Genomic DNA, 25,137 nt, shown 5'->3' with positions numbered 1-25,137 from the left:
TGTGGAGCGCCCCGAAGGGGCGCGGGGAACCGCGCGACCGGCCACGGACGACCCGCGGCCGCCGAACCACCGGTCCGGGCACACTGCTCAGGCGGGTGCTATGGCCAACGCGGTGTTCTGTCCGCCGAAGCCCAGCGAGTTGCTCAGGGCGAGGTCGATGGGCATCGAGGTGGCGGTCTGGGCGAGTTTGATGTCGATCCGGGGATCCGGCATGACGAGGTTGGCGATGGGCGGGATCATTTCGCGCTCGACGCTCAGGACCGCGAACGCGGCCTCGACCGCGCCGGCCGCGCCGAGCAGATGACCGGTGACTCCCTTCGTGGACGTGACCACCGGGTCCCCTCGCAGGGTCCGCTGGATCATTCGGGCCTCGGACAGGTCGTTCAACGGGGTCGAGGTCCCGTGGGCGTTGACGTGCTGCACGTCGTCCGGGTCGGCGCCCGCGTCGGCGAGCGCGGCCCGTACGGCCGCCTCGATGCCGGCGCCGTCCGGGTGCGGTGACGTCATGTGGTGGGCGTCGGCGGTGGCCCCGTAGCCGATGATCCGGCCGTGGACGTGCGCGCCCCGGGCGCGGGCGTCCGCGACGCGTTCCATCACGAGGATCCCGGCGCCCTCCCCGGCGACGAAGCCGTCCCGGTCGGCGTCGAACGGGCGGGACGCCGACGCGGGGTCGTCGTGCCGCTTGGACAGCGCGCCCATCTGGGCGAACCCGGCCATGACCAGCGGGGTGATCATCGCCTCGCTGCCACCGGCCAGCACGATGTCGCAGCGGCCGAGGGCGAGCAGGTCCCGGGCGGTGCCGATGGCGGTCGCGCCCGAGGCACAGGCGGTGGCCACCACCAGGTTGGGTCCGGTCGCCCCGAACTCGATGGCCGTCTGACCGGCCAGCATGTTCGGCAGCTGCATGGGCAGAAGCAGCGGCGACACCTTGTCGGCGCCCCGGTCGCGGAGCACCTTGTGCTGCTCCTCGACCGTGCCCGGGCCGCCGTCCGCGCAGCCCAGCACCACACCCACCCGCGCGCCGTCCCAGGTCTGCGGGTCGAGGCCCGCGTCGGCCACCGCCTCATGGGCGGCGACCAGCGCGAACTGCACGAACCGGTCCAGGCGGTGCGCCCGCCGCGCGCTGAGCAGCGTCTCGGGGTCGAAGCCGGGTACTCGGCAGGAGATCTGAACGGGGTTGTCCGCCAACAACGGATCGAGGGCGGCGGCCGGCCTGCCGTCGCAGACCGCCGCCCAGCTCGGCCCGACCCCGATACCGCCGGGGGTGACCAGACCGAGCCCGGTGACGGCTATGTCCATGCCGGCCATCAGACCGTCGCGCTCCGCTCCTCCATGAGCCGGACCATGTCGGCCACGGTCTCGGCCTCCAGGAGATCGTCGTCGCTGATGTCCAGGTCCAGCTCGGACTTCAGCAGCAGCGACAGCTCCACGACGGCCAGCGAGTCCAGCTCGATGTCCTCCCGGGTGGCCTCCGGGGTGATGGCCTCGGGCGACACCTTGAGCTTGTTGGACAGGATTTCCTTGAGCTGCTCCAGCATGTCGGTTCCTTTCGAAGGTGTACGCGCCGCGCGTACCGCTGAATGCGATGTGAAAGCCTGACGATGGATCGGATTGCGGGGGCGGGTGCGGTTCACACGGCCTGGACATCGGGCCAGACGACGCTGCCGGCGCCCCAGGACAGCCCCCCGCCGAACGCGGTCAGCAGCACCCGGTGCCCGGGGACCAGCTGTCCGGCCGCCGCGGAGTGCGCCAGCAGCAGCGGGATGGAGGCGGCCCCGGTGTTGCCGACCCGCGCGATGTTGGACAGCTGCCGTTCCTCGGGAAGGCCGAGCCGCTTGGCGACCGCCTCCAGGATCCGTGCGTTGGCCTGGTGGGCGGCGAACCGGTCGACGTCCTCCAGCCGCCACCCGGCCCGCTCGGCGGCCTCCAGAGAGGTGCTGGTCATGGTCTCCACCGCGCGCCGGTAGGTCTCGCGGCCGACCATCCGGAAGAAGTACTCCTCCGGTTCGGCCGAGCGCCGCGCCGAGCGCTGTCGCGAACCGCCCGCCGGCACCTCGATGAGGTGGCTCAGCTCGCCGTCGCTGCCCAGCACCAGCGGACCGATCGCGCCCGGCTCGTCGGGAGAGCCGGCCCGCAGTACGACCGCGCCGGCGCCGTCCGCGAAGATCACCGCGGTGGTGCGGTCCTCGGGGTTGATGATCGTGGTGAAGGCGTCGGCGGCGATCAGCAGCACGCTGTCCGCCACCCCGGCCGCGATCAGTCCGGCGGCGGAGGCGAGGCCGTAGAGGAACCCGGAGCAGACGGCCGCCACGTCGAAGGCGGGCACCTGCCCGAGCCCGAGCCGCGCTGCCACCTGCGGTGCGGTCGCCGGGCAGGGCTGGTCCGGGGTGGTGGTGGCCAGGACGACCGCCCCCACCCGTTCGTCGCCCGCCGACTTCAGTGCCCGCAGCCCCGCCTCCACCGCCAGGTCGCTGGTGGCGATGCCGGGCGGGACGAAGTACCGCTCGGAGATCCCGGTCCGGGTGCGGATCCAGTCGTCGGAGGTGTCCAGGTGCCGCGACAGGTCGTCGTTGGTCACCAGGTCGGGCGGGACGTACGACCCGATCCCGGTGATCACCGCGGCCCGCCCGGTGCTCATGCGCCGGCCCCCGGGCTGCTGAGGACCTCGACCGGCAGGCCCATGTACTTCATGCGGACCTCGGCCATCTCGTCGGTCCACTGCTCGGCCATGTCGTAGCGCTGGTCGGCGGTGGTGTCGAGCAGCCGCACGCCGGGCCAGATCTCGTAGTCGCCGATCAGGTCCGCGTGCCGGGCCATGCCCTCCTGGAACAGCTCCTCGCGGTGGATGACGAACTCCCGGTCGGGGATCTCGTCCCACAGCCGCGCGCCCGCCCGCAGGATCTCCAGCAGCCGCGGCCGGTACTCCGGGTGGTCGGTCACATGGTCGCGCAGGATGGTGCTGGCCACGGTGAGGTGGCGGATCTCGTCGATCGCGGTGCCCCGCGAGATCTCGCCGGTCGCCGGGGACAACGGGGTCCACTTGCGCTCGCTCAGCTCGGCGGCCGGGGCGAGCACGCCCTCGATGACGATCGCGAACACCGCGACCCCGCCGGGGAAGTCGGACTGGTCGCGGACGATGTCCAGGGTGAAGTCCACCACCGGGTCCAGGACCCGCTTGCGGTAGTCCCCGGCCATCTCCTCGATGTCCCTCAGCAGCGTGGACTGCGGGATGCCCAGGTCCACCAGGTGCTGGCGGAAGACCCGGGCGTGCCGGGCCTCGTCGATCAGCTGGGTGGCGTAGAACTCCATCTCCGGGATGCCGGGCGCGATGGACACGTAGTGCCCGAGCAGCCGGGTGGCCAGCTCCTCCGCCAGGGCCCGGAAACCGAACTCCAGCACCAGCGCCTCGCGCAGCGGGCCCGGGGCCTTCAGGAAGTCGGGGGTGAGGGCGTTGACGTGGTGGCCGGTCGCGCCGCGGTCGCGCAGCGTGCCCTGGGCCACCGAGGTGAACCAGTAGGCGAGGTCGCACTCCTCGGGGCCGAGGGTGAGTTCCTTCGCGCCGTCGAGCAGACCGGGCGCCTTGTCCCAGTCCGCCTCCGGTGCCACGGGTGTCGTCGACTCGGTCATGATGCGGCGGCCTCCTTCGCCGGGCGCAGGGAGCCGGCGTACAGACCGCCGGCGTAGCTGATCAGCGGAAGTCCCTCGTCGGCCGTGGCGCGTACGACGTAGCCGAGCAGCAGCTCGCTGTCGCCCGCCGCGTGCGCGGAGTGGAAGCGGCAGACGTAGTGCGCGAGGGCGCCCGCGATCAGCGGGGCGTGCGCGTACCGGTCGGCCCGCCAGACCAGGCCCGCGAAGGCCTCGTTGCCGTCGGGTCGGCCGCTGTCGGCGAACCGCCGTGCCACGGCGGCCTGTTCGCCGCCGAGCACGTTGATCGCGAACCGGCCCTCGCCGGCCGCCAGGCGGGCGAAGTTCGAGCCCGCCTTCAGGACCACCCCGACCAGCAGCGGCTCGCGCGAGACGAGCGTGACCGTGCTGGCGGTGGTGCCGTGCATCCGCTCCTCGGGGCCGGTGGTCAGCACCGACACCGGGGACGCCAGGTGGTAGAGCGCCCGGCGGCGTGCGTCCGGGTCCTGCCGGACGGGACGCAGGGGCCGTACGTCGGTCACGGTGGTCATCGCACGGCCTCCCGTTCCCGCACCGGGCGCGCCGGGACGTGCCCGACCGGTGCCGGGTCGGCGGCGTGCCCGACCGGCTTGGGGTGGGGCAGGCCCAGGTCGTCCAGCAGGCGCAGGTATCCGTCCTGGCGCACCGGCTCGAAGGGCAGCGCGAAGGACTTCATGAAGTTGCCGAACAGGCCCCGGTCGCCGAACAGATGGAACGGCAGCACCAGCAGCGCCCACTCCGGCTTGACCAGCCAGCACCACAGCGCGGCCACCGCGCCCTGCGTGATCAGGCTGTGCATCACGTTGTACAGGACGTAGTACGCCTTGTGGATCGGCCGCCCGCCGCTCTTGCGGAACGCGATGGCGCCGGGGATGTAGCCGATCAGGTCGATGTACAGGAACAGTCCGAGCGCCGGCAGCCAGCGGATGTCACCGAAGTGGTAGACGATCAGGCCGGTGGTGACGGCGAGGCCCACCAGGTACTCGGCGCGGTGCAGCGAGTAGGTGCGCGGGGTCTCGAAGGGGTTCGCCTGGTCCATGGTTCAGCTCCTCGCGGGTGCCTAGGCGCCGACCGCGGCGGGCTCGGTCAGTTCGATGCCGTCCTGGAAGCGGACGCCGGGGAAGAGGCCGGTCAGGGCCCAGGCGACGGTCTCCTTGATGACCCGCTCGGCGATCGGGTCGAGGATGCCCTCCAGGCTCGGGATGCCGAAGTCGAAGTCGGCGTCGAAGCGGACGGCGACCCCCTGGTCGGCCTGCACGATCGACCAGGCCCCGGTGAAGGAGTCGAAGTCGCCGTCGGACTGCTCGAAGTGGATCTCCCCGCGCTCGGGGTGGAACACGTCGTCCTCGGTCCAGCGCAGCAGGCCGCTGCGGAAGTGCAGCTCCCAGCTGGAGGAGGCGTTCGGGTCGGGGTAGGTGCCGTGCACCGTGGTCTTGTTGACGTGGGGCGCGAGGTCCGGGTAACGCTCCCAGCGCCGTACGGCGTCGAAGACCGTGTCGGCCTTCTCCGCGGGAATCAGGGCATCGAGTGAGACGTGCCGCACGATCAGTTACCGCCTTCCGGCATTTTGGCCGCGCCCTTGATGAGGTCGCGAGTGGCCAGGTCGAAGGAGTTGACGAGGAAGTCCACGTCGGTGTCGTCCAGCACGGCGGGCGGGGTGAACCGCACCACCGAGCTGCCGTTCATGGAGTGGTTGGCGACCACGCCGTGGTTGAACAGCTCGATCAGCAGCTCGCCGGCGAGGCCCGCCTCGACCAGCTCCACACCGATGAGCAGACCCCGGCCGCGCACCTCCACCACCAGCTCGGGGATGTTGCGGTGGGCGACTTCCGCGATCCGCGGCAGCAGCCGGGCGCCGAGGTCCATCGCCCGGGTGACCAGGCGCTCCTCCTTGACGGCCCGGACCGCGCCCATGACCGCGGCCATCAGCACGGGCTGGCCGGAGAAGGTGGCGGTGTGGACGTAGGGGTCCTTGTCGAAGGGGCGGAACGCCTTGCGGGTGGCCACCGCCGCCGATACCGGCATCACACCGCCGCCGAGCGCCTTGCCGGTGAGCAGCACGTCCGGGACGACACCCTCGATGTCGGCGCCCCACCACTCGCCGAGCCGTCCGAAGCCGGACTGCACCTCGTCGAGGATCAGGAAGCCGTCGTACTCGCGGACCAGTTCCTCGACCCGCTTGAGGTAGCCCTTGGGCGGGAGGATCACGCCGCCCTCGCCCTGGACCGGCTCCAGGATCACGCACACCTCGCCCGGGTGGGCGGCCAGTTCGGCCTGCAGCGCGTCGGCGTCGCCGAACGGCAGGTGCTGGAAGTCGGGGATCAGCGGGCGGAACGGGGCCTGGTAGACGTCCTTCGCGGTCGCCGACAGCGCGCCCAGCGTCTTGCCGTGGTAGCCGCCGCGCATCGAGATCGTCCGCTTGCGGCCGTTGGCGCGGGCCAGCTTCAGACCGGTCTCCACCGCCTCCGCGCCGGACAGCGCGAAGTGCACGCGGTCCAGGCCCGGCGGCAGGACGGAGACCAGCGCCTCGGCGGCGCGGGCCACCGTCGGCTCCAGCAGGATGCGGGTCGCGGTGGGGTGGGTGCGCAGCTGGCGCTCCACCTCCTCCATGACGATCGGGTGCCGGGCGCCCATGATGAACACGCCGTAGCCGCCCGCGTTCAGGAAGCGCTCACCGTCGCTGGTGGTGAGCCAGGCACCCTCGGAGGCCACCTCCATGTGGCTGCCGAACAGTTCGGCCAGGGTCGCCCGGCCCTTGCTGAGATGGGCGCGGTACAGGCCGAGGATCTCCGCCTCGGTGTCGGCCGGCGAGATGGCCGGTGATTCCTGGATGACGGTCACTTGTCGCTCACTCCAAGGTTGTTCCGAGGTAGGTGTCCCAGAGGTCTGGGAAGCTCGGGCGGGAATCAGGCCAGGACCAGCGGGTCACCGTCGAAGTAGCGCAGCAGCGGCTCCGCGGCGGCGGCACGGGACGGCGGGTGGAAGGCGAGGGCCCGGACGGCGGCGGCGGCCAGGGCGTGCGCGGAGCCGCGGATGAAGTCCAGGCCGCCGAGCAGCTCCAGGGCGCGGGAGGTGATCTCCGGCAACGCGTTCTGGACGGCGTAGCGGGCCACCAGGACGCGGGCCACCGACTCCTCGTCGCCGGGCTCGGGGCCGATGCCCCGGGCCACGCCCTCCAGCAGGGCGAGCGCGGTCTCCATGTCGACGGCGAGCGCGGCCCGCTCCCCGGCGCTGCCGCGCTCCCGCTCGAGGACCTGCTCCACCAGGGCGGCGGCGGCACCGGCGTACCCGGCGGAGATCAGCATCTCGAACCAGACGAAACCGGCCGACTGCAGGTCGTCGAGGCGGGTGGGGTCGTCGGCGCCGGCCCGCACCACCATCTCGGCCGGGACGAACACGTCCTCCAGGCGCACCTCCTCGCTCTCGGCGCCGGCCAGCAGCTCGTTGCCCCAGAAGGAGTGCACGGTCAGGCCGGGCGCGTCGGCGGGCACCAGCGCCAGCGCCAGTTCCGGCTCGCCGCCGTCCTCGCCGTGGATCGCGATGGACGCGGTGAGCAGGCTCATCGAGCGGGACAGGCTGCACGGCTTCTTCGCGCCGGACAGCAGGAACCCGCCCTCGACCGGACGCGCGGTGACGGCCGGCTTGAGGATGTTCTGCGCGGTACGGCCCTCGGCCCAGCCGGAGGCCATCACCTGCTGGTCCGGCACGATCCGGTGCAGCAGGGCGGTCTGGGCGTCGGTGAGCCGGCCGTCCTTGAGCGCCAGCGAGTACAGCATGGCGGCGGTGAAGTGGTGCATGGACACGGCCGCGACCAGCGACGGCGACAGGGCGCCCAGCGCCAGCTGGACGCGCAGCGCCTCCAGCGGGGCCGCGCCGTGGCCGCCGTAGGTCTCGGGGATGAGCAGGCCGACCCCGCCGTGGATGCGGAACAGGTCGATCACGGGGCTGCCGGGCTGCTCCCGCTCGGCGTACGGAATCTGCTCCAGCTCCTTGAGCAGACCGGGGTGGAACTGCTCGCAGACGGTCCGGGCAGCATCGAGGGAACGCACGGGGAACCTCCGGAAGGCTGGGGTGGCTTGGCTGTCAGGCGCCGAACACCGCGTCGTACGGGCTGACGTCGCGGGCGATGCTGACTCCCTGGACGTGGGAGGTCTTGAGCATCGGGTAGTTGGCCTCGCCGAAGGCGCCGCCGGTGTTGCCGGTGCCGCCGTGGCTGGGCAGGTAGGGCAGGAAGCCGATGTGGGAGTCGTTGATCTTCAGCAGGCCGCCGTTGACCACCCGGCGCACGAAGGTCTCGATGACGTGGTCCGAGCGCGACCACAGCGAGTTGCGCAGCCCGTAGTCGTTGGTGTTGACGAACTGCAGGAAGGCCTCCAGCAGGGCGTCGTCGTTGTCGCGTTCGGCGACCACGATCGGGATCAGCGGGAAGAACGTTTCCTCCCTGACCACGTCGTACGTCCGCGCCCGGTCCAGGCCGTCCACGCGCAGCACTGTCGGCTGCAGGAAGACACCCGTCTCCGACGGTGTGCCGTCCAGCTCGGTGCGCTCGCCGCCGGTGACCAGCTCGGCACCGTTGTCGATCGCCTGGCGCAGCAGCCGGAAGAAGCGCTCACTGCGCCTGACCGGCGACAGCAGGACGTCCTCCTCCTCGGGCAGGCCCGGCCTGATGCCCTTGACGTGCTCCTTCACCTCGGCGATCAGCGCGTCGGCGACATCCGGGTGGACCAGGACGTAGTTCGGGACCATGCAGATCTGGCCCGAGCCGTAGAACGACTCCGTGATCGCCTCGGCCGCCCACTTCAGGTCGGCGTCCTTCCAGACCACGATGCCGTCGTTGCCGGCCAGCTCCAGGATCGGCTTCTTGCCGTGCGCCACGCACTGCTGCTCGAAGCGCAGACCCTCCTGGCTGCCGCCGATGTAGAAGATGTCGTTGATCAGCGGGTCCGCGATCCAGCGGTCCATGGTCTGCTTCGGGTTGCTGCACACCGCGTTGAGCACACCGGCGGGCGCGTCGGCCTCCTCCAGCAGCGGGGCGACGATGTCGCGCAGCAGCCACATGGTGCTCAGCGCGATGCTGCGGGGCGCCCGGACGACGACGGCGTTGCCGGCCATCAGCGCCAGCACGCACAGGGCGGCGCTGGGCAGCGGGGCGTTCTGCGGCGGGTTGAAGGCGACCACGCCGTCCGGCTGGCGGTGCAGCACCAGCGTGCGCCCGTTGTACTTCTTCTCCACCCGCATCTGCTTGGCGTACCAGCGCAGCGAACCGGGGGAGTAGATCTGCAGCAGGCAGCTCAGCTCCCAGCGGGCCAGCTTCACCGGGTGCGACTCGGCGACGAGCATGTCCAGGAACTCGTCCTGGTGCTTGAGCAGTTCCTCACGGAACCGGGTGCCCAGCCGCATCCGCCGCTCCAGCGGAACGGCCGCCCAGTCGGGGGCCGCTGCGGCGGCCGCCTGGGTGGCCAGGTCGATGGCGGCGTCGTCCGCGATCGCGCAGCGCCCGACCACGTAAGGGTGGTTGGCCGCCTCGGATTCCGGGTCCTGTTCGAGTGAGCGCTTCAGGCTCACGCTGGTGAACACGTCTTCCAGCAGGGAGCGGCCACTGACGGTGTACACCCACCCGTCCCCGGCGACATCCTTGCCCGCTATGTAGAGGTCGTAGCTCTTCAATCCGGAAGGTGCCTCAGCACTCTCCTCCTGCGCGGCTTCGCGAAGCATCTTCAGCCTTTCAGATATGGCGAGTGGATTTCTTGAAGCAATGCGAGCCTGACAGTGGAATCTGACCCCGCGCTGACACCGGACTGATTCAGCCAACGAGGTCGCCGCAGGCTGTCAGCGGGGCGTCAGCCGCCGCTGCTTGCATGACCGCATGCCACCTGTCGACAGCACCATCGAGCGGTTGCGGGACCTGCCGCGCAGTGAACTCAGCGAAGAAATCGAGACAATCGTCCTGAAGAAATTCAGGGCCATCCTGCTGATGGACGAGTCCGAGGATCTCCCGGTGGACATCAGCTATTTCGATCTCGGCCTCACCTCGCTGCGGCTGACCGAGATACGGCAGAGCCTCGAAGAACTCCTGGACCTGTCGATCAACGTCAACGTGCTCTTCAACGAGCCGACGATCACCCACCTCGTGGACCACCTGACCCAGGCCATCCAGGACAGTTGAGGAGCCCCTCCATGCCGCGTACGGAATCTGAGCAGGCGCCCGAGCCGGTCGCGATCGTCGGAATCGGTCTGCGGTTCCCCGGCGGCAGCGGCTCGTCCGACGAGTTCGACGCCTTCCTGAAGGAGGGCCGCAGCGGAATCGGCCCGATCCCCCGGGACCGCTGGGACGTCGAGGCGTTCACCCCCGAAGGCCCCGACGACAAGGGAAAGATCCGGGCCACGGCCGGTGGGTTCCTGGACCGCATCGACCTGTTCGACGCGGGTTTCTTCAACATCTCCCCGAAGGAAGCCCGCTACATGGACCCCCAGCAGCGGCTGCTGCTGGAGACCGCCTGGCAGGCCCTGGAGCACGCCAACATCGACCCGGCCCCGCTGCGCCGCGGCAACGGCGGCGTGTACATCGGCGCCAGCTCCATCGACTACGCGCTGGAACTGGACTCGCTGCCGTACGAGGAGATGGACGGCCATCTCGCCTCCGGCATCACCATGTTCCCGCTGTCCGGCCGGCTGTCCTACTTCCTGGGCTGGCGCGGACCGAGCATGAGCGTCGACACCGCCTGCTCCTCCTCACTGGTCGCCCTGCACCTGGCCGTGCAGGCGCTGCGCGGCGGGGAGACGGACATCGCGCTGTGCGGCGGCGTCAACGCCCTGCACCACCCGCGCATCCCGGTGATGTTCTCCAACGCCCAGATGCTCGCCCCCGACGGCCACTGCAAGACCTTCGACGAGGCGGCCGACGGCTACGCCCGCGCCGAGGGCTGCGGCGTCGTCGTCCTCAAGCGGCTGTCCGACGCCGAACGCGACGGCGACCGGGTGCTGGCCCTGGTGCGCGGCACCGCCGTCGGCCAGGACGGCGACAGCGCCGGCCTGACCGTGCCCAACGGCCCCGCCCAGGAGAAGACCATCCGCGCCGCCCTCACCGCGGCCCACCTCGCCCCCGAGGACATCCAGTACGTCGAGGCGCACGGCACCGGCACCCCGCTGGGCGACCCCATCGAGTTCGGCGCCATCGGTGACGTGTTCGTCGACTCGCACACCAAGGACGACCCGGTGCTGGTCGGCTCGGTGAAGACCAACCTCGGGCACATGGAGCCGGCCTCCGGCATCGTCGGCGTCATCAAGACCGTGCTGCAGATGCGTTCCGGCACCATCTATCCGCACGTCAACCTGAACAACCCGTCCGGGCGCATCCCCTGGGACCTGTACCCGCTGCGCGTGCCCACCGCCTGCGAACCCTGGAAGGCCGAGGTCAGGCGGGCGGTCGTGAACAGCTTCGGGTTCGCCGGGACCATCGGCGCGGTGGTGCTGGAGCAGGCCCCCGAGACCGCCGAGCGGCCCGCCGAGGGCGGCGCCGCCCCGCTGTTCACCCTCTCCGCCAAGAGCGCCGGCGCCCTGCGCGAACAGGCCGCCGCCTACCGGCGACTGCTCGACGAGCGGCCCGGACTCCCGCTGTCCGCCCTGTGCTACGCGACCAACACCGCGCGCACCCACCACCCCTACCGCGTCGCCGCCCCCGTCGCCGACCGCGCCGCGCTCGCCAAGCTCCTGGACCGGACCGCCGAACAGGAGCCCGAGGGCCCCACCGGCATCCGCAAGACCGCGTTCATGTTCTCCGGCCAGGGCTCCCAGTACGCCGGCATGGGCGCCGCCCTCTACGAGCAGCTGCCCGTCTTCCGCGACCAGGTGGACGCATGCGACCGGCTCTTCGCCGAGCACCTCGGACGCTCCGTGCGCGACCTGGTCCTCGGCACCGCCGAGGACCCCTGGGCCATCGACCGCACCGAGTACACCCAGCCCGCCCTGTTCACCCTGGAGTACGCGCTCGCCCAGCAGTGGATCGCCTGGGGCGCCAAGCCCAACGTGCTCATCGGGCACAGCATCGGCGAGGTCGCCGCCGCCGCGGTCGCCGGACTCTTCAGCCTGCCCGACGCCGTCAAGCTGGTCGCCGCCCGCGCCCGGCTGATGCAGGCGGTGCGCGCCGAGGGCGGCATGGCCGCCGTCGCCGCGCCCGTCGAGGACGTCGAACCGCTGCTGGCCGGCCACGACGACCTGGCCCTCGCCGCCGTCAACGCCCCCGACCAGACCGTCGTCTCCGGCGCCACCGCCGCCCTCGACGAGGTCGTCGGCCTGCTCCAGGACAAGGGCGTCCGGGTCGACCGGCTCACCGTCTCGCACGCCTTCCACTCCCCGCTGATGGCCGAGGTCTACGACGACTTCCGCGCCGCCCTCGACGGCATCACCTTCCACGAGCCGAAGATCAGCCTGATCTCCAACGTCACCGGACGCCTCGCCCGGTTCCGCGAGATCGGCGACCCCGAGTACTGGGTGCGGCACATCGGCGAGCCCGTCCGCTTCCTCGACGGCATCCGGGCCGTGGCCCGGCGCGGCCGGCACGCCCTGATCGAGATCGGCCCGCAGGCCGCGCTCACCGCGCTCGCCCGGCGCAGCGTCACCGTCGAGGACCACCTGTGGCTGGCCAGCCTGCGCCGCCGCGACCGCACCGCGCAGACCACCCTCACCGCGCTCGCCGACTACTACGCGGCCGGCCTCGGCGTCTCCTGGGCCGACTACCACGCCGGCCACCCGACGCCCGCGCCCGTGGACCTGCCGACGTACGCCTTCCAGCGCAAGCGCTACTGGCTGCCCACCGCGAGCCCCCGCCGGGCCGCCGCGAACGGCACCGCACGGCACCTGCTGCTCGGCACCGAGGAGCGCTTCGCCTCCGGGGTGCGGGAGTTCACCGCCGAGTTCACCGGCGAGGAACTCGGCGCGCTGGCCGACCTCGGCGACGGCGGCGCCACCACGCTGCCGGCCGGCGCCTACGTCGACCTGCTGCTCGCCCTCCAGGACGCGGTCCAGGGCCACGCCCGCTCCGCCGTCCGGGACCTCAGGCTGCTCGCCCCGCTCGACATCCCCGCCGAGACCACCGTCGCCCTGACCACCCGCTGGCGCCCGCGCCCCGGCGGCGGCGCCGAGGTGGAGGTGTTCACCACCGTCGGCGGCGAGGAGAACCTGCACGCCACCGCCGTCGTCGCCGCCGACCCCGAACCCCTGGTCCCGGTCTCGGAACTGGCCGAACTCGACGCCGCCCTCGCCCCGGCCGGGCAGGAGATCGACGACCAGGACATCTACACCGACCTCGCCTCCGTCGGCCGCCCGCACGGCCCGCGCATGCGGCTGCTGCTGCGCGTCGCCCACCACGGCGACGGCCTGGTCACCGGCGAGCTGACCGGCCGCGACGCGAGCGCCGTCGAGCACGTCCCGGCGGAGCTGCTGGAGGCCGCCGTCCAGGCCAGCGTCGTCCTCGACCCCGAGGGCCCGGTGTTCGTGCCGGTGGAGATCGCCTCCGTACGGCACTTCCGCAAGCCGCGCGGCGAGAACCTGCGCGTCCTGGCCCGGGCGCACGGCGACCAGAACCGGCGCCTCGCCGACATCCTGCTGCTGGAGAACGGCGACCCGGTCGCCGAACTCCTCGGGGTGCGCATGGCCCGGCCCGAGGGCCGTACCGGCCGCCGCCAGTTCCTGCACCGGCCGGAGTGGGTGCGCCGGGCCCTGCCCGCCACCCAGGCCGCGCCCGTCGACCGGCACGTGGTCCTGGTCGACCCGGCCGCCGCCCGCGCCGCCGAACTCGCCGGCGAACCCGGACTGAAGATCACCTGGCTGACCGACCTCACCGACCTCAAGTCCGCCCTCGACGACCCCGGCGTCACCGACATCTGCCGCGTCTGGCGGACCCGGCCGGGGGAGATGTCCGTGGACCGGCTGCGCGCCGAGTGCGAGGACAACTACCGCGACCTGCTCGCCCTGGTGGCCGCGCTGGACAACGCGGGCCTCGCCCGCCCGCCGAGGCTGTGGCTGGTCACCCAGGGCGCCCAGACGCTGCCCGGCGACCCGGCCGGCGACGGCGGTCACCTCGCCGCCACCACCCTGTGGGGCTTCGGCCGGGTCCTGCTCACCGAGTACCCGCAGTACCGGGCCACCCTCGTCGACCTCGCCCCGGGCAGCGGCCTCACCCAGCTGCTGGACGAGTGGCGGGTGGAGCCCGCCGGCGAGTACCAGGTCGCCTACCGGCCCGGCCGCCGCTACGTCCGCCGGCTGCTCGCCGGTGACGGCTCGCTCGGCTGGACCGGCGACTTCGAACTGCGCGCCGCCGAGTCCGGCGACCTCTCCGACCTGGCGCTGGCCCCCACCACCGGCCGCACACCCGGTGACGGCGAGGTCGAGGTCCGGGTCCGGCTGGTCGGCCTGACCGCCGCCGACGCCCGCACCGCCCTGGACACCGGGCGCGCCGCACGCGAGGACCACGACGAGACCGAACCCCCGCCCGTCCTCGGCCGGCTCGCCGCCGCCACCGTCGTCACGGCCGCCGACGGCACCGGATTCGCACCGGGCGACGAGGTCCTCGTACGGCACGAGGGCACCTTCCGCTCCACGCTCACCGTCCCGGCTGCGGCCGTGGTGCACGCCCCGCTGCCCGAACCCGGCGACGGCGCCCGCCACTTCCGGCTCGACGAGACCGGCGAGGCCCTGCGCACCACCCTCGCCGACCCGACCGGACAGACCTGGGTGACGCTGCCCGAGGACCCGGCCGACGAGCAGCGGGCCCCCGCCGAGCAGGGCCCCGCGGGACTGCGCCCCGACCGCACCTACCTGGTCACCGGCGGACTCGGCGGCCTCGGCCTGGCCACCGCGCAGAAGCTGGCCGCGCTCGGCGCCCGGCACCTGACGCTGGTCAGCCGCAGCGGCAAACCCGCGCCGGAGAGCGCGCAACTGCTCGCCGACCTCGCCGAGGAAGCCGAGATCGACATCGTCCACGCCGACCTCGGCCGCGCCGAGGACATCCGGCGCCTGATGCGCCACATCGAGGGCGGACCGCGCCCGCTCGCCGGCATCGTGCACGCCGCCGGCGGCTCCTACGACGAGCGGCTGATCTCCGACCTGACCTGGGAGTCCATCGAGGGCCAGCTGGAGGCCAAGGCCTACGGCGGCTGGCTGCTCCACGAGGCCACCGAACAGGCCTTCCCCGACCTGGACTTCTTCGTGGTCTACTCCTCGGTCTCCTCCGTACTGGGCGGCTTCGTGGCCCAGGGGCACTACGCCGCCGGCAACGCGGCCCTCGACGGCCTCGCCGACTGGCGGGCCCGCCGCGGACTGCCCGGACTCGCCCTCAACTGGAGCTCCTGGTCCAGGGTCGGCATGTCCGCCCGGATGGACGACATCCTCATCCAGGAGCTGGAGCGCGGCGGCGTCCACCTCTTCTCGCCCACCCGCGCCCTGAACACCCTGGTCAGGCTCTGGGACCGGCCGCGCAGCCAGCGCGTGGTGGGCGACTTCGACTGGGACCGCTACATGGCGGGCCGGGCCACCGGGGACCTGTTCTTCGACCGCCTGGCCCGGCAGACCCCGGACGACGACGGCGGGCTCGACCTCGCCGCGCTCGCCGCCCTGTCCCCGGAGGACCGCGCCACGGCCATCACCGCCGTGGTCCGGGAGAAGGTCGCCGCCGTCCTCCACCTGGAGGAGGGCGACGAACTGGACCCCAACACCGAGTTCGTGTCGCTGGGTCTGGACTCGCTGATGGCACAGCAGGTCAGGTCCGGCCTGGAGCAGGCCTGCCGGATCCCCCTGCCGGCCTCGCTCACCCACGACCACCCGACCGTACGGCAGCTGGCCGGATTCCTCGGCGAGCGGCTCGGCCCGGTTCCGGCCGCGTGACGGACGTAAGGACACACGATCATGACTGACACACCCAGTGGCATACAGCGGGAGCGCTGGACGCTCCACCACTCCTCCCGGGCCCACGCCGGAAGCCGCCCGGACCACCCGGCGATCATCTGCGAGGGCCGGGTCACCACCTACGAGAAGCTGCACCGCGACAGCAACCGCGCCGCGCACGCCCTGCGCACCAGCGGGGTACGGCGCGGCGACCGGGTCGCCTACCTGGGACGCGAGTCGGAGAACTACTACCTGGTGATGATCGCGTGCGCCAAGGCGGGCGCGGTCCTGGTGCCGGTCAACTGGCGGCTCACCCCGCCCGAGGTGGACCACATCCTGCGCGACTCCGGCGCCACCCTGATCTTCGTCGACGACGAGTTCTGGGACACCGTCGCCACCGTCCGCCACCAGCTGCGCGGCCTGCGCAAGGTGATCCGGGTCGACGGCACCGACGCCGACGGCGAACCGGCGCGCGGCGCCGGCCTGCCCGCCTGGGCCGCCGACCAGCCCGAGACCGACCCCGCCCCGGGCACCGGCCCCGACGACGCCGTCATCCAGATCTACACCAGCGGCACCACCGGCCTGCCCAAGGGCGCCGTCCTCGCCCACCGCAGCTTCTTCACGCTGCCGCACGCCAGCCGTGAGCAGGGCGTCGACTGGATCGACTGGCTGCCCGAGGACGTCGGCCTGATCTCCCTGCCGGGCTTCGGCGTGGCCGGCATCGGCTGGTTCCTGCACACCTTCAACGCCGGCGGCACCAGCGTGATCATGCCGCAGTTCGACCCGCAGGAGGCGGTCCGGCTCATCCGGACCTACGGCGTCACCACCACCTTCGCCGCCCCGGCCATGCTCCAGATGATGGCCGCGGAACGCTCCGCCGGACCCGAGGCGTTCACCTCACTGCGCAAGATCGCCTACGGCGCGGCACCGATGTCCGAGACCCTGCTCAAGCAGTGCCTGGAGACCTACGGCTGCGAGTTCGCGCAGATCTACGCCAGCACCGAGACCGGCAGCGTGGCGGTCTGTCTGCCGCCCGAGGCCCACCACCCCGGCAGCACCGTGCTGACCTCGGTGGGCAAACCCTGCCCCGGCAACGAGGTCAAGGTGATCGGCCCCGACGGAGAGACCCTGCCGCCCGGCGCCATCGGCCAGATCTGCGTCCGCGCCCCCTCCCGGATGCTCGGCTACTGGAACCTGCCCGAGGCCACCGCCCGCACCCTGGTGGGGGAGTGGCTGCACATGGGCGACGCCGGCTACCTCGACGAGGACGGCTACCTCCACCTGTGCGACCGGATCAACGACACGATCATCGTCGCCGGGCAGAACATCTACCCGGCCGAGGTGGAGAAGGCGCTGGCCGGCCACCCGGCCGTCGCCGACGCCGCCGTCGTCGGAATGCCCGACGAACGCTGGGGCGAGAGCGTGCACGCGGCCGTCGTGCTGCGGCCCGGCGCCAGTGCCACCCCGCGCGAGCTCCTGCTGTCGCTGCGCGGCCGGATCGCCGACTACAAGATCCCCGGCACCTACCACTTCGTCGACTCCCTGCCCCGCAACCCCTCCGGCAAGATCCTGCGCCGCGCCGTGCGCGAACAGCTGGCGGCACCGGCCAGGGACCCGCTCGGCAGCGCCATCTGACGACACCAGGCCACCCACCACTGCCAGAAGAGGACGTGACCATGAGCCCGGGTCCCCTGCGGATCGGCATCCTGCTCCCCACCCGCGAACAGGCCATCAACGGCACCTACGCGGCCGCCCCGCTGCTGGACTTCGCCCGGCGGGCGGAGGCCCTCGGCTTCGACTCCCTGTGGGCCGGCGACTCCCTCACCGCCCGGCCCCGGCTCGACCCGCTGGTGGTGCTCGCCGCGGCGGCCGCCGCCACCGAGCGGATCACCGTCGGCACCGCGGCCCTCACCCCCGCGCTGCGCCACCCGCTGATCGGCGCCAACATGATCTCCAGCCTGAGCCATGTGGCCGCCGGCCGGCTGGTCCTCGGCCTCGGCTCCGGTTTCCCGATGCCGGAGACGGAGGAGGAGTTCGCCTCCGTCGGCGCCTCCTTCCAGGGCCGCGTCGGCCGCCTGGACGAGATCACCGCGCTGTGGCGCACCGCCTGGCACTCCGGCGAGGACGGCGAACCCACCGAGTTCCAGGGCAGGTTCTGGCAGGCGGACAACCTCGACCGGCTGCCCTCCCCGGGCACCGCCGGCGGCCCCCCGCTGTGGCTGGCGGGCAGCGACACCCCCAAGGTGCTCGCCCGCGTCGCCACCCGCTACGACGGCTGGCTGCCCTTCCTCCCCGACGCCGACGCCTACGGCCGCGCCCGCCGCCGTGTCGCCGAACTCGCCGAGGAGGCCGGCCGCGCCGCGGACGCGGTCACCCCCGCGCTGTACGCCACGGTCACCGTGAACAGCGACGAGCAGGCCGCCAAGGCCGAACTGGAGCACTACATCAGCCACTACTACGGCCGCTCCCTGGACCAGATGCGGTCCATCCAGGCCTACGCCTGGGGCAGCGCCGAGAAGTGCGCCGAGTGGCTCGGCGAGTACGTCCGGGCCGGCGCCCGGCACCTGGTCGTACGGATCGGATCCCTCGACCCCGAGCCGCAGCTGAAGGAGATCGCCGAGGTGCTGCTGCCCGCGGTACGCGCCCTCGGCAACGCCACCACCGTAGGGAGTACACAGCCGTGACCAGTGCCATCGCCGCCGTCGGCCAGGACATGTCCCGCGCGGGGCAGTGGTTCCACCCCGCCGAACCCTCGCCCGACGCCTCGATCCGGCTGTTCATGCTGCCGCACGCGGGCAGCGGCGCGATCATCTACCGCGACTGGGAGCGCCTGCTGCCGCCCGACATCGCCCCGCAGGCGGTGACGCTGCCCGGCCGGCACAACCGCCGCGACGAGCAGACCTACGAGGAGTTCGAGCCACTGCTCGAAGCCCTGCACGAGGCCGTCCTCAACGACCTCGACGACCGCCCCTTCGCGCTGTTCGGGCACTGCCTCGGCGCCCAGCTGGCGTTCCGGCTGACCATCCGCATGGAGGAGGAGGGCGGCCCCTCGCCGATCATGCTCGGCACCTCCGGCTGGTCGCCGCAGGGCTTCTTCAAGCCCACCGAGGAGCAGGCCCGGATGCCCGAGCCCGAACTCATCGAGTGGATCAAGAAGTTGGGCTCGTTCCCGGCGGAGATCTACGACAACCCGGAGATGCTCGCCCTCGTCGTGCCCGCCCTCCGTTCCGACCTGCGGGTCGCCGCCGACCACGACGACGACGGCGCCACCGTCGAGTGCGCGCTCGCCTCCTACGGCGGCCGGTCCGATCCGCTCCAGGAGCACCCGGACGCGATGTCCCACTGGGCCGGGCGCAGCCCCACCTACCTGGGCCACAACGAGTACCCCGGCGGCCACTTCTACATCGACACGCACGCGCAGTCCGTCACCGCCCACTTCGCGCACCGCCTGCAGCGCATCGCGGCCAGCCGGGTCGGCTGAGGCCCGCGGGCGCCGCCATGCACTCAGTGACCCACCAGCACAGGCCGGCAACGAAACCAGCGAAGAAACCAGCGAAGCAACAGCGAAGAAACCAGAAGAGAGGAAGGGCCGGCACCGTCGGGGTCGGCGCGTCAGCGCCGTGTCAGCGGGTTAGGGGACAGTGACCGTCCGTCGCACCCGGGAACCGCTGCCGTCCGCGTACGGGGGAGATCCGCGCCGGCATCCCGAGCGAAGGATGTGAGACGCCATGAAGTTCGACAACGACCTCTTCATCGCCTCGGCGGCCTCCTGGCTGCCGCCCGTGCGCCCCCTGGCCGACGCCATCGCCGAGGGACTCGTCGACGAGGAGCACCGGAACATCGGCTACGAGTCCATCGCGGTGGCCGAGGCGGTCTCCGGCCCCGAGATGGCGGTACGGGCCGGCCGGCTGGCGCTGGAGCGCTCCGGCCTGGACCGCGACGAGGTCGGCCTGGTCCTGCACGGCTACTGCGGCTACCAGGGCCACGACATGTGGCCCACGGCCGCCTACGTCGCCAACGAGACCGCGGGCCCCCACGCGCCCGGCTTCGACGTCCAGCAGCGCTGCAACGCCGGCCTCGGCTCGCTCGCCCTGGCCGCGGGCCACATCACCGCCGGCTTCACCTCGGCGGTCCTGCTGACCACCGGCGACAACTTCGCCCCGCCGTGGATCGACCGCTTCAACGCCCAGCTCAACCTGATCTTCGGTGACGGCGGCACCGCGCTGCTGCTCTCCGCGCGCCAGGGCTTCGCCCGGGTCGTCTCCGCGTGCCTGGGCGCCGACAACTCGCTGGAGCGCTGGAACCGGGGCCTGGAGCCGTTCGCGTCCGCGCCGGGGCAGCAGATGCCGGTGCCGCTGCGCGAGCGCGGCCTGCAGCACGCCGCCACTCCGGAGGCCGAGGGCTCCTGGGACCGCTACCAGAGCGCGCTCTTCGACACCACCGGGCAGGCGCTCGCCGACGCCGGCGTCACCACCGAGGACATCGCCCGGGTGGTGATACCGCTCATCCACCGCGGTGTCAGCCCGGAGAACTACGAACTGCTCGGCTTCACCGAGAAACAGAGCACCTGGGACATCGGCCGGCACGTCGGCCACATCGGCGCCGGCGACCAGTTCCTCGGCCTGGAGCACCTCGTCAAGGAGCGGTCCGTGAACCGCGGCGACCTCGTCCTGATGGTGGCGGCGGGGTCCGGATTCAGTTTCTCGGCCGCCGTCGTGGAGATCCTCGACGTCCCCGAGTGGCGTTAGCAGCGACACAGGAAGGAATCGCCAGTCATGGCCCTGCAGTCAGCGCGGACCCCTGCCAGCGGGACCCGGGAGCGGGCGCCGGCCGCCCCGCACTGGGCCACGCTTCCGCTCATCCTCGTCGGCACGTTCGTGATCACGCTCGACGTGTTCATCGTCAACGTGGCGATCCCCGAGACCCAGCGGGACCTGCACGCCAGTGCCTCCGCGGTCGAGTTCGTGGTCGCCGGATACGCCCTCGCCTACGCCGCCGGACTGATCACCGGCGGCCGGCTCGGCGACCTCTACGGGCGGCGCCGGATGTTCCTGCTCGGCGTGGCGCTGTTCACGCTGTCCTCCGCCTGGGCGGGCATGGCGCCCACGGCGGGGCAGCTGGTCGAGGCACGGATCGCGCAGGGGCTGGCGTCCGCGCTGATGGGCCCCCAGGTGCTGGCGATCATCGGCGTCACCTACCAGGGCCCGGCCCGGGTGCGGGCCTTCAACGCGTTCGGCCTCACCATGGGCCTGGCGGGCGTCTTCGGACAGCTCATCGGGGGTCTGCTGATCCACGCGGACATCGCCGGCCTCGGCTGGCGGACCTGCTTCCTGGTGAACGTACCCGTCGGCATCGCCGCGCTGGTCCTCGGACCGCGGCTGATCCCCGAGTCCCGGTCCGAGGGCCGGGCCCGGCTGGACCCGCTGGGCATGGTGCTGGTCTCGGCGGGGCTGGTCGCCGTCGTGCTGCCGCTGGCGGAGGGACAGCAGAAGGGCTGGCCGCTGTGGACGTGGCTGTGCCTGGCCGCGTCGCCCGTGCTGCTGCTCCTGTTCGCCGCGCACCAGCGCAGGCTCGCGTCCACCGGGGGCAGCCCGCTGGTCAACCCGGTTCTGTTCCAGCAGCGCCCGTTCACGATCGGCGTCATCACCGCGGTCGTCTACTACTCCGGCATGGCCTCCTTCTTCCTGGTCCTCGCCCTGTATCTGCAGGCCGGGGTGGGACTGACCGCGCTGGAGTCGGGGCTGGTGTTCCTGCCGCTGGGCGTGGGCTTCCTGGCCGTCTCGACACTGGCCCGCAAGATCGCCGCGCTGCTGGGCCGGCAGACCCTCGCGGTCGGCGCGCTGGTCCTGCTGGCCGGACTGGGCGGGCTGTGGGGCGCGGTCGACCACATCGGCACGCACGGTGCGGTGGCCTGGCTGGTGCCCGGCCTGATGGTGGGCGGCGCGGGCATGGCCATGGTGATGGCACCGCTGGCGTCGATCGCCCTGGCCGGCACCGATCCACGCTTCGCGGGAGCCGCCTCGGGCGTGCTGTCGACGGCCAGTCAGGTCGGCGGCGCGGTGGGCGTGGCAGCGGTCGGCGCCATCTTCTACCACGTCCTGGGCAACGCCCCCACCGGCCAGTCCTACGCCGACGGCTTCACGGCGAGCCTGGCCCTGCTCGGCCCGCTCGCGCTCGCGGTCGCGATCCTGGTCCAGTTCATCCCCAGGCCGAAGGCCGCCGCCTGACCAGGCACCACACGGCACCACCACACCGCACCACATCGCAGCACAGCGCAGCACATGGCACCGCCCCACGCCCGCCGACGCCCCGACCGACGCCGGCGGGTGTGGCGTACCCGGGGCGCCGCCGCCTCCGGGCCGGCGCCCCCGCGGAGCCCACCGCCGGTCCGTTCCGTCCGCGTCAGTGACGTATCAGCTCCCCGTCAGCCCCTCTTGAAACAGTCGTTGTCGACGCACGCCGAAGCCGCCGCCCCGGTTCGTCGCCGGTGCGTCCGACCTGAGGAGAAGGTTCGTCATGGCAGACACCGCCGCCCCCGGCCCCACCCGGGCCCTGATCCTGGCCAACCCGGCCTCGGGCAGCCACAGTGCCGAACTCGTGCGCCAGGTACGGGAGCTGTGCGAGTCCTGCCTGGAGCGCACCGAGGTGCACCTCACCACCGCGCCCGGTGACGCGACGGTCGCCGTACGCCGGGCGCTGGAGCGGACCGACGCCGCCCCCGACCTGGTCGTGGCCATCGGCGGCGACGGCACCGTACGCGAGGTCGTCCAGGGACTGGTCCCCGGCGACGGCCGCGCCGCCCTGGCCGTCGTACCCGGCGGCACCGGCAACTCCGGCTACAAGATGCTCTGGGGCGACCGCCCCTGGAGCGAGGCGCTCAAGGCCGTCCTCACCGACTACGGCATCGGCGGCACCGCCCGCCTGCGCCGCCTGGACCTGGCGCGTCTCGCCGAAACCCGCAACTACGTCTACCTGGGCGCCTGCTCCGGCGTCATCGCCGACGCACTGCTCACCGCCCGCGAGCTGCCGCTCACCGGCCGGGAGCGCTACGCCCGCGCCTTCGCCGACACCGCTGCCGGCTACCGGCCCTACCCGGGCCGGGTGACCGTCGACGGCCGGGTCGTCCACGAGGGCCCGACGGTCCTCGCCAACGTCGGCGGCGGCCGCTACCGCGGCGGCCTGTTCCTGGTCCTGCCCGACTCGCTGCTGGACGACGGGCTCCTCGACGTCTGCGTCATCGGCGGCGCGGTCCCCGCCGACCAGGTGCCCGAACTCACCCTGGACGCCCGCCACATCGGCCACCCGGCGACGGTGTACGCGCGCGGCCGCAGCATCACCGTCGAGCGCACCGACGGCCGGCGGCTCCCGCTGGAGCACGACGGCGAGTACCAGCACGGCATCGGCGCCAAGGCCACCTTCGAGGTGCTCCCCGGAGCCCTCCCGGTGTGGGCCCCCGCCCAGCCCTGAAGCGGAACCGCACCGCACTGAGCCACCTGTCAGAAGAACCGACCGAGCAACACCTACAGAGGAGATCGCCCGCATGAGCGACCTGACCGCCACCGTCACCCGCTACCTCGACATCTGGAACGAGGCGGACGCCGACAAGCGCGCCGCGGCCATCGCCGAGCTGTTCACCGCCGACGCCCCGTACATCGACCCGCTCGCCGCGGTCGAGGGACGCGAGGGGTTCGCGGCCGTGGTGGCCGGCGCCCGTGACCAGTTCAAGGGCCTGTCCTTCGAGCTGCACGGCACGGTCGACGCCCACCACAACCAGGCCCGCTTCCAGTGGGGCCTGGTGACCGAGGCCGGCGCCGAGCCGATCGCCATCGGCTTCGACGTCCTGGTCACCGACGAGGCCGGCAAGATCAAGGCCGTCTACGGCTTCCTGGACAAGGTCCCGGCCGCCTGATCCATGGCACCGAGAGGGGTCCTCGCGCGCGCGAGGACCCCTGAGGCGGGAGCACCGGGGCGACGGTGCTCCCGCCGCCGTCTGTTCCCCGCGTACCGGAAAGGCACCGCCCCATGACCGCTGTCCTCGGCGAGAGCGTGGCCCGGGCGCTGTGCGCCGAATGGGCCGACCAGGCGCAGAGCGCGCCCCGCACCCTCCGCGGCCGTACGTCAGCCGACACCCCGCTGCGTGAACTCTCGCAATGGGCCGCCCGTCTGCGCCCCCAGGACGTCCCCTGCCGGGTCCTGAAGCTGGCCGCCAGCCAGGTGCTGTCGCAGATCGCCTCCATCCGGGCCGGTCTCCAGCACCCGCTGGGCAGAAAACTCGTGGCCGCCTTCGGGCACCCCATGCAGCGCGACCCCAGGCAGGCGGCGGGCGTGTTCGCCGCGCTCGGCTCCTGGCTCAACCTGGACGACACCGCCTACGCCGGCCACCTCTCGAACTCCACGGTCGCCGTCCCGCTCGCCTTCGCCTACGCCCGCCGGCTGGACGGGCTCTCGCTGCTGACCGCGGTCGTCGCCGCCAACGAGTTCGCGGCCCGGATCACCGCCTCCGCCACCCTCGGCCCGCTGCGCGGACAGAGCGCCGTGCACACCCACCTGGCCGGCGCGGTCGCGGGCCGGCTGCACAGCGACCGGGCCCCGGCCGCCCTGTGGGAGGACGCCTTCGGGCTGGCCTTCGCCATGCCCAACTGGCCGCTGATGCGCGCCTTCCTGGCCAGCGACGCCCGCCTGTTCAACACCTTCACGCCGGTGCGCACCGCGATGGACGCGTGCGACGCGGCATACGCCGGACTGCGCGGCGCGCCCGACATCATCGAGCACAGCGACGGCTTCCTGGCCCGGTTCGCCACCGTGCCGCTGCCGCAGGCCGTGGCCAAGGGGCTCGGCAGCCGCTGGCACACGGACACGCTGTCGTTCAAGATGCACCCGGGCGGCCCCGGCATCGACGCGGCGGTGGACTGCGCCGCCGAGATCCACAAGGAACTGGGCCCGGTGCGCCCCGAGGACGTGGCCGACATCGTCGTCGAGGCCTCCCTGTACACGCTGTTCGCGGGGGAGCGGGCCGCCCAGTACGTCACCGGTCCCGGCTCCCCGCTGGGCGCGCTGGTCCTGGACGTGCCCTACCCGGTCGCCACCACGCTGCTCACCGGTGAGTTCACCGTGGACGACTTCTCCTCGCCCCACCTGGACGACCCGGACCGCTGGGCACTGGCCCGGCGGATACGGCTGGAGCACGACACCGAGATGACCCGACAGCTGTTCCTGTCCGACGCCCCGTTCGGCGAGGCGGTGCGCGAGGCGGGGGACCTGGCCGTGCCGTGGCTGCGCGGCTTCGGCGGCGACGAACTGGTGGACCTGCTCGGCGCCCTGCAGGCCGACGACCGCGACTTCTCCCGGGCCACCAAGGCCACCGGGGCCCGGGTCACCGTCCGCCTCACGGACGGCCGTACGGTCTCCCGCACCCGGCTGATCCCGGTCGGCGCCGCGGGCCCCGAGACCCGGCTGCACCACGCCGACCTGGTCCGCGAGAAGTTCCTGTCCGTCGGCGGCTCCCCCGAGGTGGCCGACACGGTCGGCCGTCTCCACCGCATGCGCCCCCGGGCGGTACGACGCTGGATAGAGACGGCGTTCCTGGACTGACCG

At 72.6% G+C, this 25,137-nt stretch carries 20 protein-coding genes; 10 read left to right on the top strand and 10 right to left on the bottom strand.

Annotated elements, in window-relative coordinates; genetic code table 11:
- Positions 1-87: 87 nt before the first annotated feature.
- From ACFYMM_RS15050 to ACFYMM_RS15005, 10 genes are all read right to left on the bottom strand, one after another.
- Positions 88-1,308 carry a beta-ketoacyl-[acyl-carrier-protein] synthase family protein gene (locus ACFYMM_RS15050; RefSeq protein ID WP_388386305.1) on the bottom strand — a complete coding sequence of 407 codons (1,221 nt, stop codon included), beginning with the start codon at positions 1,306-1,308 and terminating at the stop codon, positions 88-90.
- Positions 1,308-1,538, bottom strand: coding sequence for a phosphopantetheine-binding protein (locus ACFYMM_RS15045; RefSeq protein ID WP_076095786.1), 231 nt, complete (start codon positions 1,536-1,538; stop codon positions 1,308-1,310). The genes ACFYMM_RS15050 and ACFYMM_RS15045 overlap by 1 nt, the downstream gene beginning before the upstream one ends.
- 92 nt (positions 1,539-1,630) lie before the next feature.
- Positions 1,631-2,638: a beta-ketoacyl-ACP synthase III gene (locus ACFYMM_RS15040; protein ID WP_388386303.1), complete on the bottom strand. Its 1,008-nt coding sequence runs from the start codon at positions 2,636-2,638 to the stop codon at positions 1,631-1,633.
- On the bottom strand, positions 2,635-3,627 hold the full coding sequence (locus ACFYMM_RS15035; RefSeq protein ID WP_388386302.1) for a VlmB-like protein: 993 nt from the start codon (positions 3,625-3,627) through the stop codon (positions 2,635-2,637). The genes ACFYMM_RS15040 and ACFYMM_RS15035 overlap by 4 nt, the downstream gene beginning before the upstream one ends.
- Positions 3,624-4,175 carry a flavin reductase family protein gene (locus ACFYMM_RS15030; protein ID WP_388386301.1) on the bottom strand — a complete coding sequence of 184 codons (552 nt, stop codon included), beginning with the start codon at positions 4,173-4,175 and terminating at the stop codon, positions 3,624-3,626. Before ACFYMM_RS15030 ends, ACFYMM_RS15035 begins: the two co-directional genes overlap by 4 nt.
- Positions 4,172-4,702, bottom strand: a complete 531-nt coding sequence (locus ACFYMM_RS15025) for a hypothetical protein (protein WP_388386300.1) — start codon at positions 4,700-4,702, stop codon at positions 4,172-4,174. The genes ACFYMM_RS15030 and ACFYMM_RS15025 overlap by 4 nt, the downstream gene beginning before the upstream one ends.
- Positions 4,703-4,723: 21 nt before the next feature.
- Entirely contained in the window at positions 4,724-5,206 is a 483-nt protein-coding gene (locus tag ACFYMM_RS15020; RefSeq protein WP_388386299.1) for a type II toxin-antitoxin system RatA family toxin, read from the bottom strand.
- 2 nt (positions 5,207-5,208) lie between these two features.
- The gene (locus ACFYMM_RS15015) at positions 5,209-6,504 is read right to left on the bottom strand and encodes an aspartate aminotransferase family protein (protein WP_388386298.1); all 1,296 of its coding nucleotides are present in this window, start codon (positions 6,502-6,504) and stop codon (positions 5,209-5,211) included.
- Between the two features lie 65 nt (positions 6,505-6,569).
- Positions 6,570-7,712, bottom strand: coding sequence for an acyl-CoA dehydrogenase (locus ACFYMM_RS15010; RefSeq protein ID WP_388386297.1), 1,143 nt, complete (start codon positions 7,710-7,712; stop codon positions 6,570-6,572).
- Positions 7,713-7,746: 34 nt separating this feature from the next.
- Positions 7,747-9,378 carry an aldehyde dehydrogenase family protein gene (locus tag ACFYMM_RS15005; protein WP_388386296.1) on the bottom strand — a complete coding sequence of 544 codons (1,632 nt, stop codon included), beginning with the start codon at positions 9,376-9,378 and terminating at the stop codon, positions 7,747-7,749.
- A gap of 151 nt (positions 9,379-9,529) precedes the next feature.
- On the opposite strand from ACFYMM_RS15005, the gene ACFYMM_RS15000 reads away from it, so the two are divergent.
- From ACFYMM_RS15000 to ACFYMM_RS14955, 10 genes are all read left to right on the top strand, one after another.
- Entirely contained in the window at positions 9,530-9,829 is a 300-nt protein-coding gene (locus ACFYMM_RS15000) for an acyl carrier protein (protein ID WP_388386295.1), read from the top strand.
- A gap of 11 nt (positions 9,830-9,840) precedes the next feature.
- Positions 9,841-15,543 carry an SDR family NAD(P)-dependent oxidoreductase gene (locus ACFYMM_RS14995; protein WP_388386294.1) on the top strand — a complete coding sequence of 1,901 codons (5,703 nt, stop codon included), beginning with the start codon at positions 9,841-9,843 and terminating at the stop codon, positions 15,541-15,543.
- Between the two features lie 21 nt (positions 15,544-15,564).
- Complete coding sequence (locus ACFYMM_RS14990) at positions 15,565-17,178, top strand: fatty acid--CoA ligase (protein WP_388386293.1); 1,614 nt, start codon at positions 15,565-15,567, stop codon at positions 17,176-17,178.
- Between the two features lie 41 nt (positions 17,179-17,219).
- Positions 17,220-18,227, top strand: a complete 1,008-nt coding sequence (locus tag ACFYMM_RS14985; protein WP_388386292.1) for an LLM class flavin-dependent oxidoreductase — start codon at positions 17,220-17,222, stop codon at positions 18,225-18,227.
- Positions 18,228-18,256: 29 nt separating this feature from the next.
- Positions 18,257-19,024, top strand: coding sequence for a thioesterase II family protein (locus ACFYMM_RS14980; protein ID WP_388386702.1), 768 nt, complete (start codon positions 18,257-18,259; stop codon positions 19,022-19,024).
- Positions 19,025-19,271: 247 nt separating this feature from the next.
- The gene (locus ACFYMM_RS14975; RefSeq protein WP_388386291.1) at positions 19,272-20,291 is read left to right on the top strand and encodes a ketoacyl-ACP synthase III family protein; all 1,020 of its coding nucleotides are present in this window, start codon (positions 19,272-19,274) and stop codon (positions 20,289-20,291) included.
- A gap of 27 nt (positions 20,292-20,318) precedes the next feature.
- A complete protein-coding gene (locus ACFYMM_RS14970) occupies positions 20,319-21,770 on the top strand; it encodes an MFS transporter (protein ID WP_388386290.1) in 1,452 nt (483 codons plus the stop codon).
- Between the two features lie 289 nt (positions 21,771-22,059).
- A complete protein-coding gene (locus ACFYMM_RS14965; protein WP_388386289.1) occupies positions 22,060-23,010 on the top strand; it encodes a diacylglycerol/lipid kinase family protein in 951 nt (316 codons plus the stop codon).
- A gap of 73 nt (positions 23,011-23,083) precedes the next feature.
- Positions 23,084-23,452 (top strand): nuclear transport factor 2 family protein, encoded by a 369-nt coding sequence (locus ACFYMM_RS14960; RefSeq protein ID WP_388386288.1) that lies wholly within the window; start codon positions 23,084-23,086, stop codon positions 23,450-23,452.
- Positions 23,453-23,565: 113 nt separating this feature from the next.
- Positions 23,566-25,134: an MmgE/PrpD family protein gene (locus tag ACFYMM_RS14955; protein ID WP_388386287.1), complete on the top strand. Its 1,569-nt coding sequence runs from the start codon at positions 23,566-23,568 to the stop codon at positions 25,132-25,134.
- The last annotated feature ends 3 nt before the right edge of the window (positions 25,135-25,137 follow it).

The organism is Streptomyces sp. NPDC006739 (genome assembly GCF_042869815.1).
Classification (GTDB): domain Bacteria; phylum Actinomycetota; class Actinomycetes; order Streptomycetales; family Streptomycetaceae; genus Streptomyces.
Note: the sequence above shows the minus strand (reverse complement) of the source record. Positions and strands in the feature narration are given on the sequence as shown.

What these genes read in the sequence shown, in the direction of transcription:
- ACFYMM_RS15030 (WP_388386301.1), bottom strand. Translation starts at nt 4,175, where the DNA reads ATGACCACCGTGACCGACGTACGGCCCCTGCGTCCCGTCCGGCAGGAC.
- ACFYMM_RS14960 (WP_388386288.1), top strand. Translation starts at nt 23,084, where the DNA reads ATGAGCGACCTGACCGCCACCGTCACCCGCTACCTCGACATCTGGAAC.
- ACFYMM_RS15035 (WP_388386302.1), bottom strand. Translation starts at nt 3,627, where the DNA reads ATGACCGAGTCGACGACACCCGTGGCACCGGAGGCGGACTGGGACAAG.
- ACFYMM_RS14975 (WP_388386291.1), top strand. Translation starts at nt 19,272, where the DNA reads ATGAAGTTCGACAACGACCTCTTCATCGCCTCGGCGGCCTCCTGGCTG.
- ACFYMM_RS15005 (WP_388386296.1), bottom strand. Translation starts at nt 9,378, where the DNA reads ATGCTTCGCGAAGCCGCGCAGGAGGAGAGTGCTGAGGCACCTTCCGGA.
- ACFYMM_RS15050 (WP_388386305.1), bottom strand. Translation starts at nt 1,308, where the DNA reads ATGGCCGGCATGGACATAGCCGTCACCGGGCTCGGTCTGGTCACCCCC.
- ACFYMM_RS14980 (WP_388386702.1), top strand. Translation starts at nt 18,257, where the DNA reads ATGTCCCGCGCGGGGCAGTGGTTCCACCCCGCCGAACCCTCGCCCGAC.
- ACFYMM_RS15040 (WP_388386303.1), bottom strand. Translation starts at nt 2,638, where the DNA reads ATGAGCACCGGGCGGGCCGCGGTGATCACCGGGATCGGGTCGTACGTC.
- ACFYMM_RS14970 (WP_388386290.1), top strand. Translation starts at nt 20,319, where the DNA reads ATGGCCCTGCAGTCAGCGCGGACCCCTGCCAGCGGGACCCGGGAGCGG.
- ACFYMM_RS14955 (WP_388386287.1), top strand. Translation starts at nt 23,566, where the DNA reads ATGACCGCTGTCCTCGGCGAGAGCGTGGCCCGGGCGCTGTGCGCCGAA.
- ACFYMM_RS14985 (WP_388386292.1), top strand. Translation starts at nt 17,220, where the DNA reads ATGAGCCCGGGTCCCCTGCGGATCGGCATCCTGCTCCCCACCCGCGAA.
- ACFYMM_RS14995 (WP_388386294.1), top strand. Translation starts at nt 9,841, where the DNA reads ATGCCGCGTACGGAATCTGAGCAGGCGCCCGAGCCGGTCGCGATCGTC.
- ACFYMM_RS15045 (WP_076095786.1), bottom strand. Translation starts at nt 1,538, where the DNA reads ATGCTGGAGCAGCTCAAGGAAATCCTGTCCAACAAGCTCAAGGTGTCG.
- ACFYMM_RS15000 (WP_388386295.1), top strand. Translation starts at nt 9,530, where the DNA reads ATGCCACCTGTCGACAGCACCATCGAGCGGTTGCGGGACCTGCCGCGC.
- ACFYMM_RS15025 (WP_388386300.1), bottom strand. Translation starts at nt 4,702, where the DNA reads ATGGACCAGGCGAACCCCTTCGAGACCCCGCGCACCTACTCGCTGCAC.
- ACFYMM_RS14990 (WP_388386293.1), top strand. Translation starts at nt 15,565, where the DNA reads ATGACTGACACACCCAGTGGCATACAGCGGGAGCGCTGGACGCTCCAC.
- ACFYMM_RS14965 (WP_388386289.1), top strand. Translation starts at nt 22,060, where the DNA reads ATGGCAGACACCGCCGCCCCCGGCCCCACCCGGGCCCTGATCCTGGCC.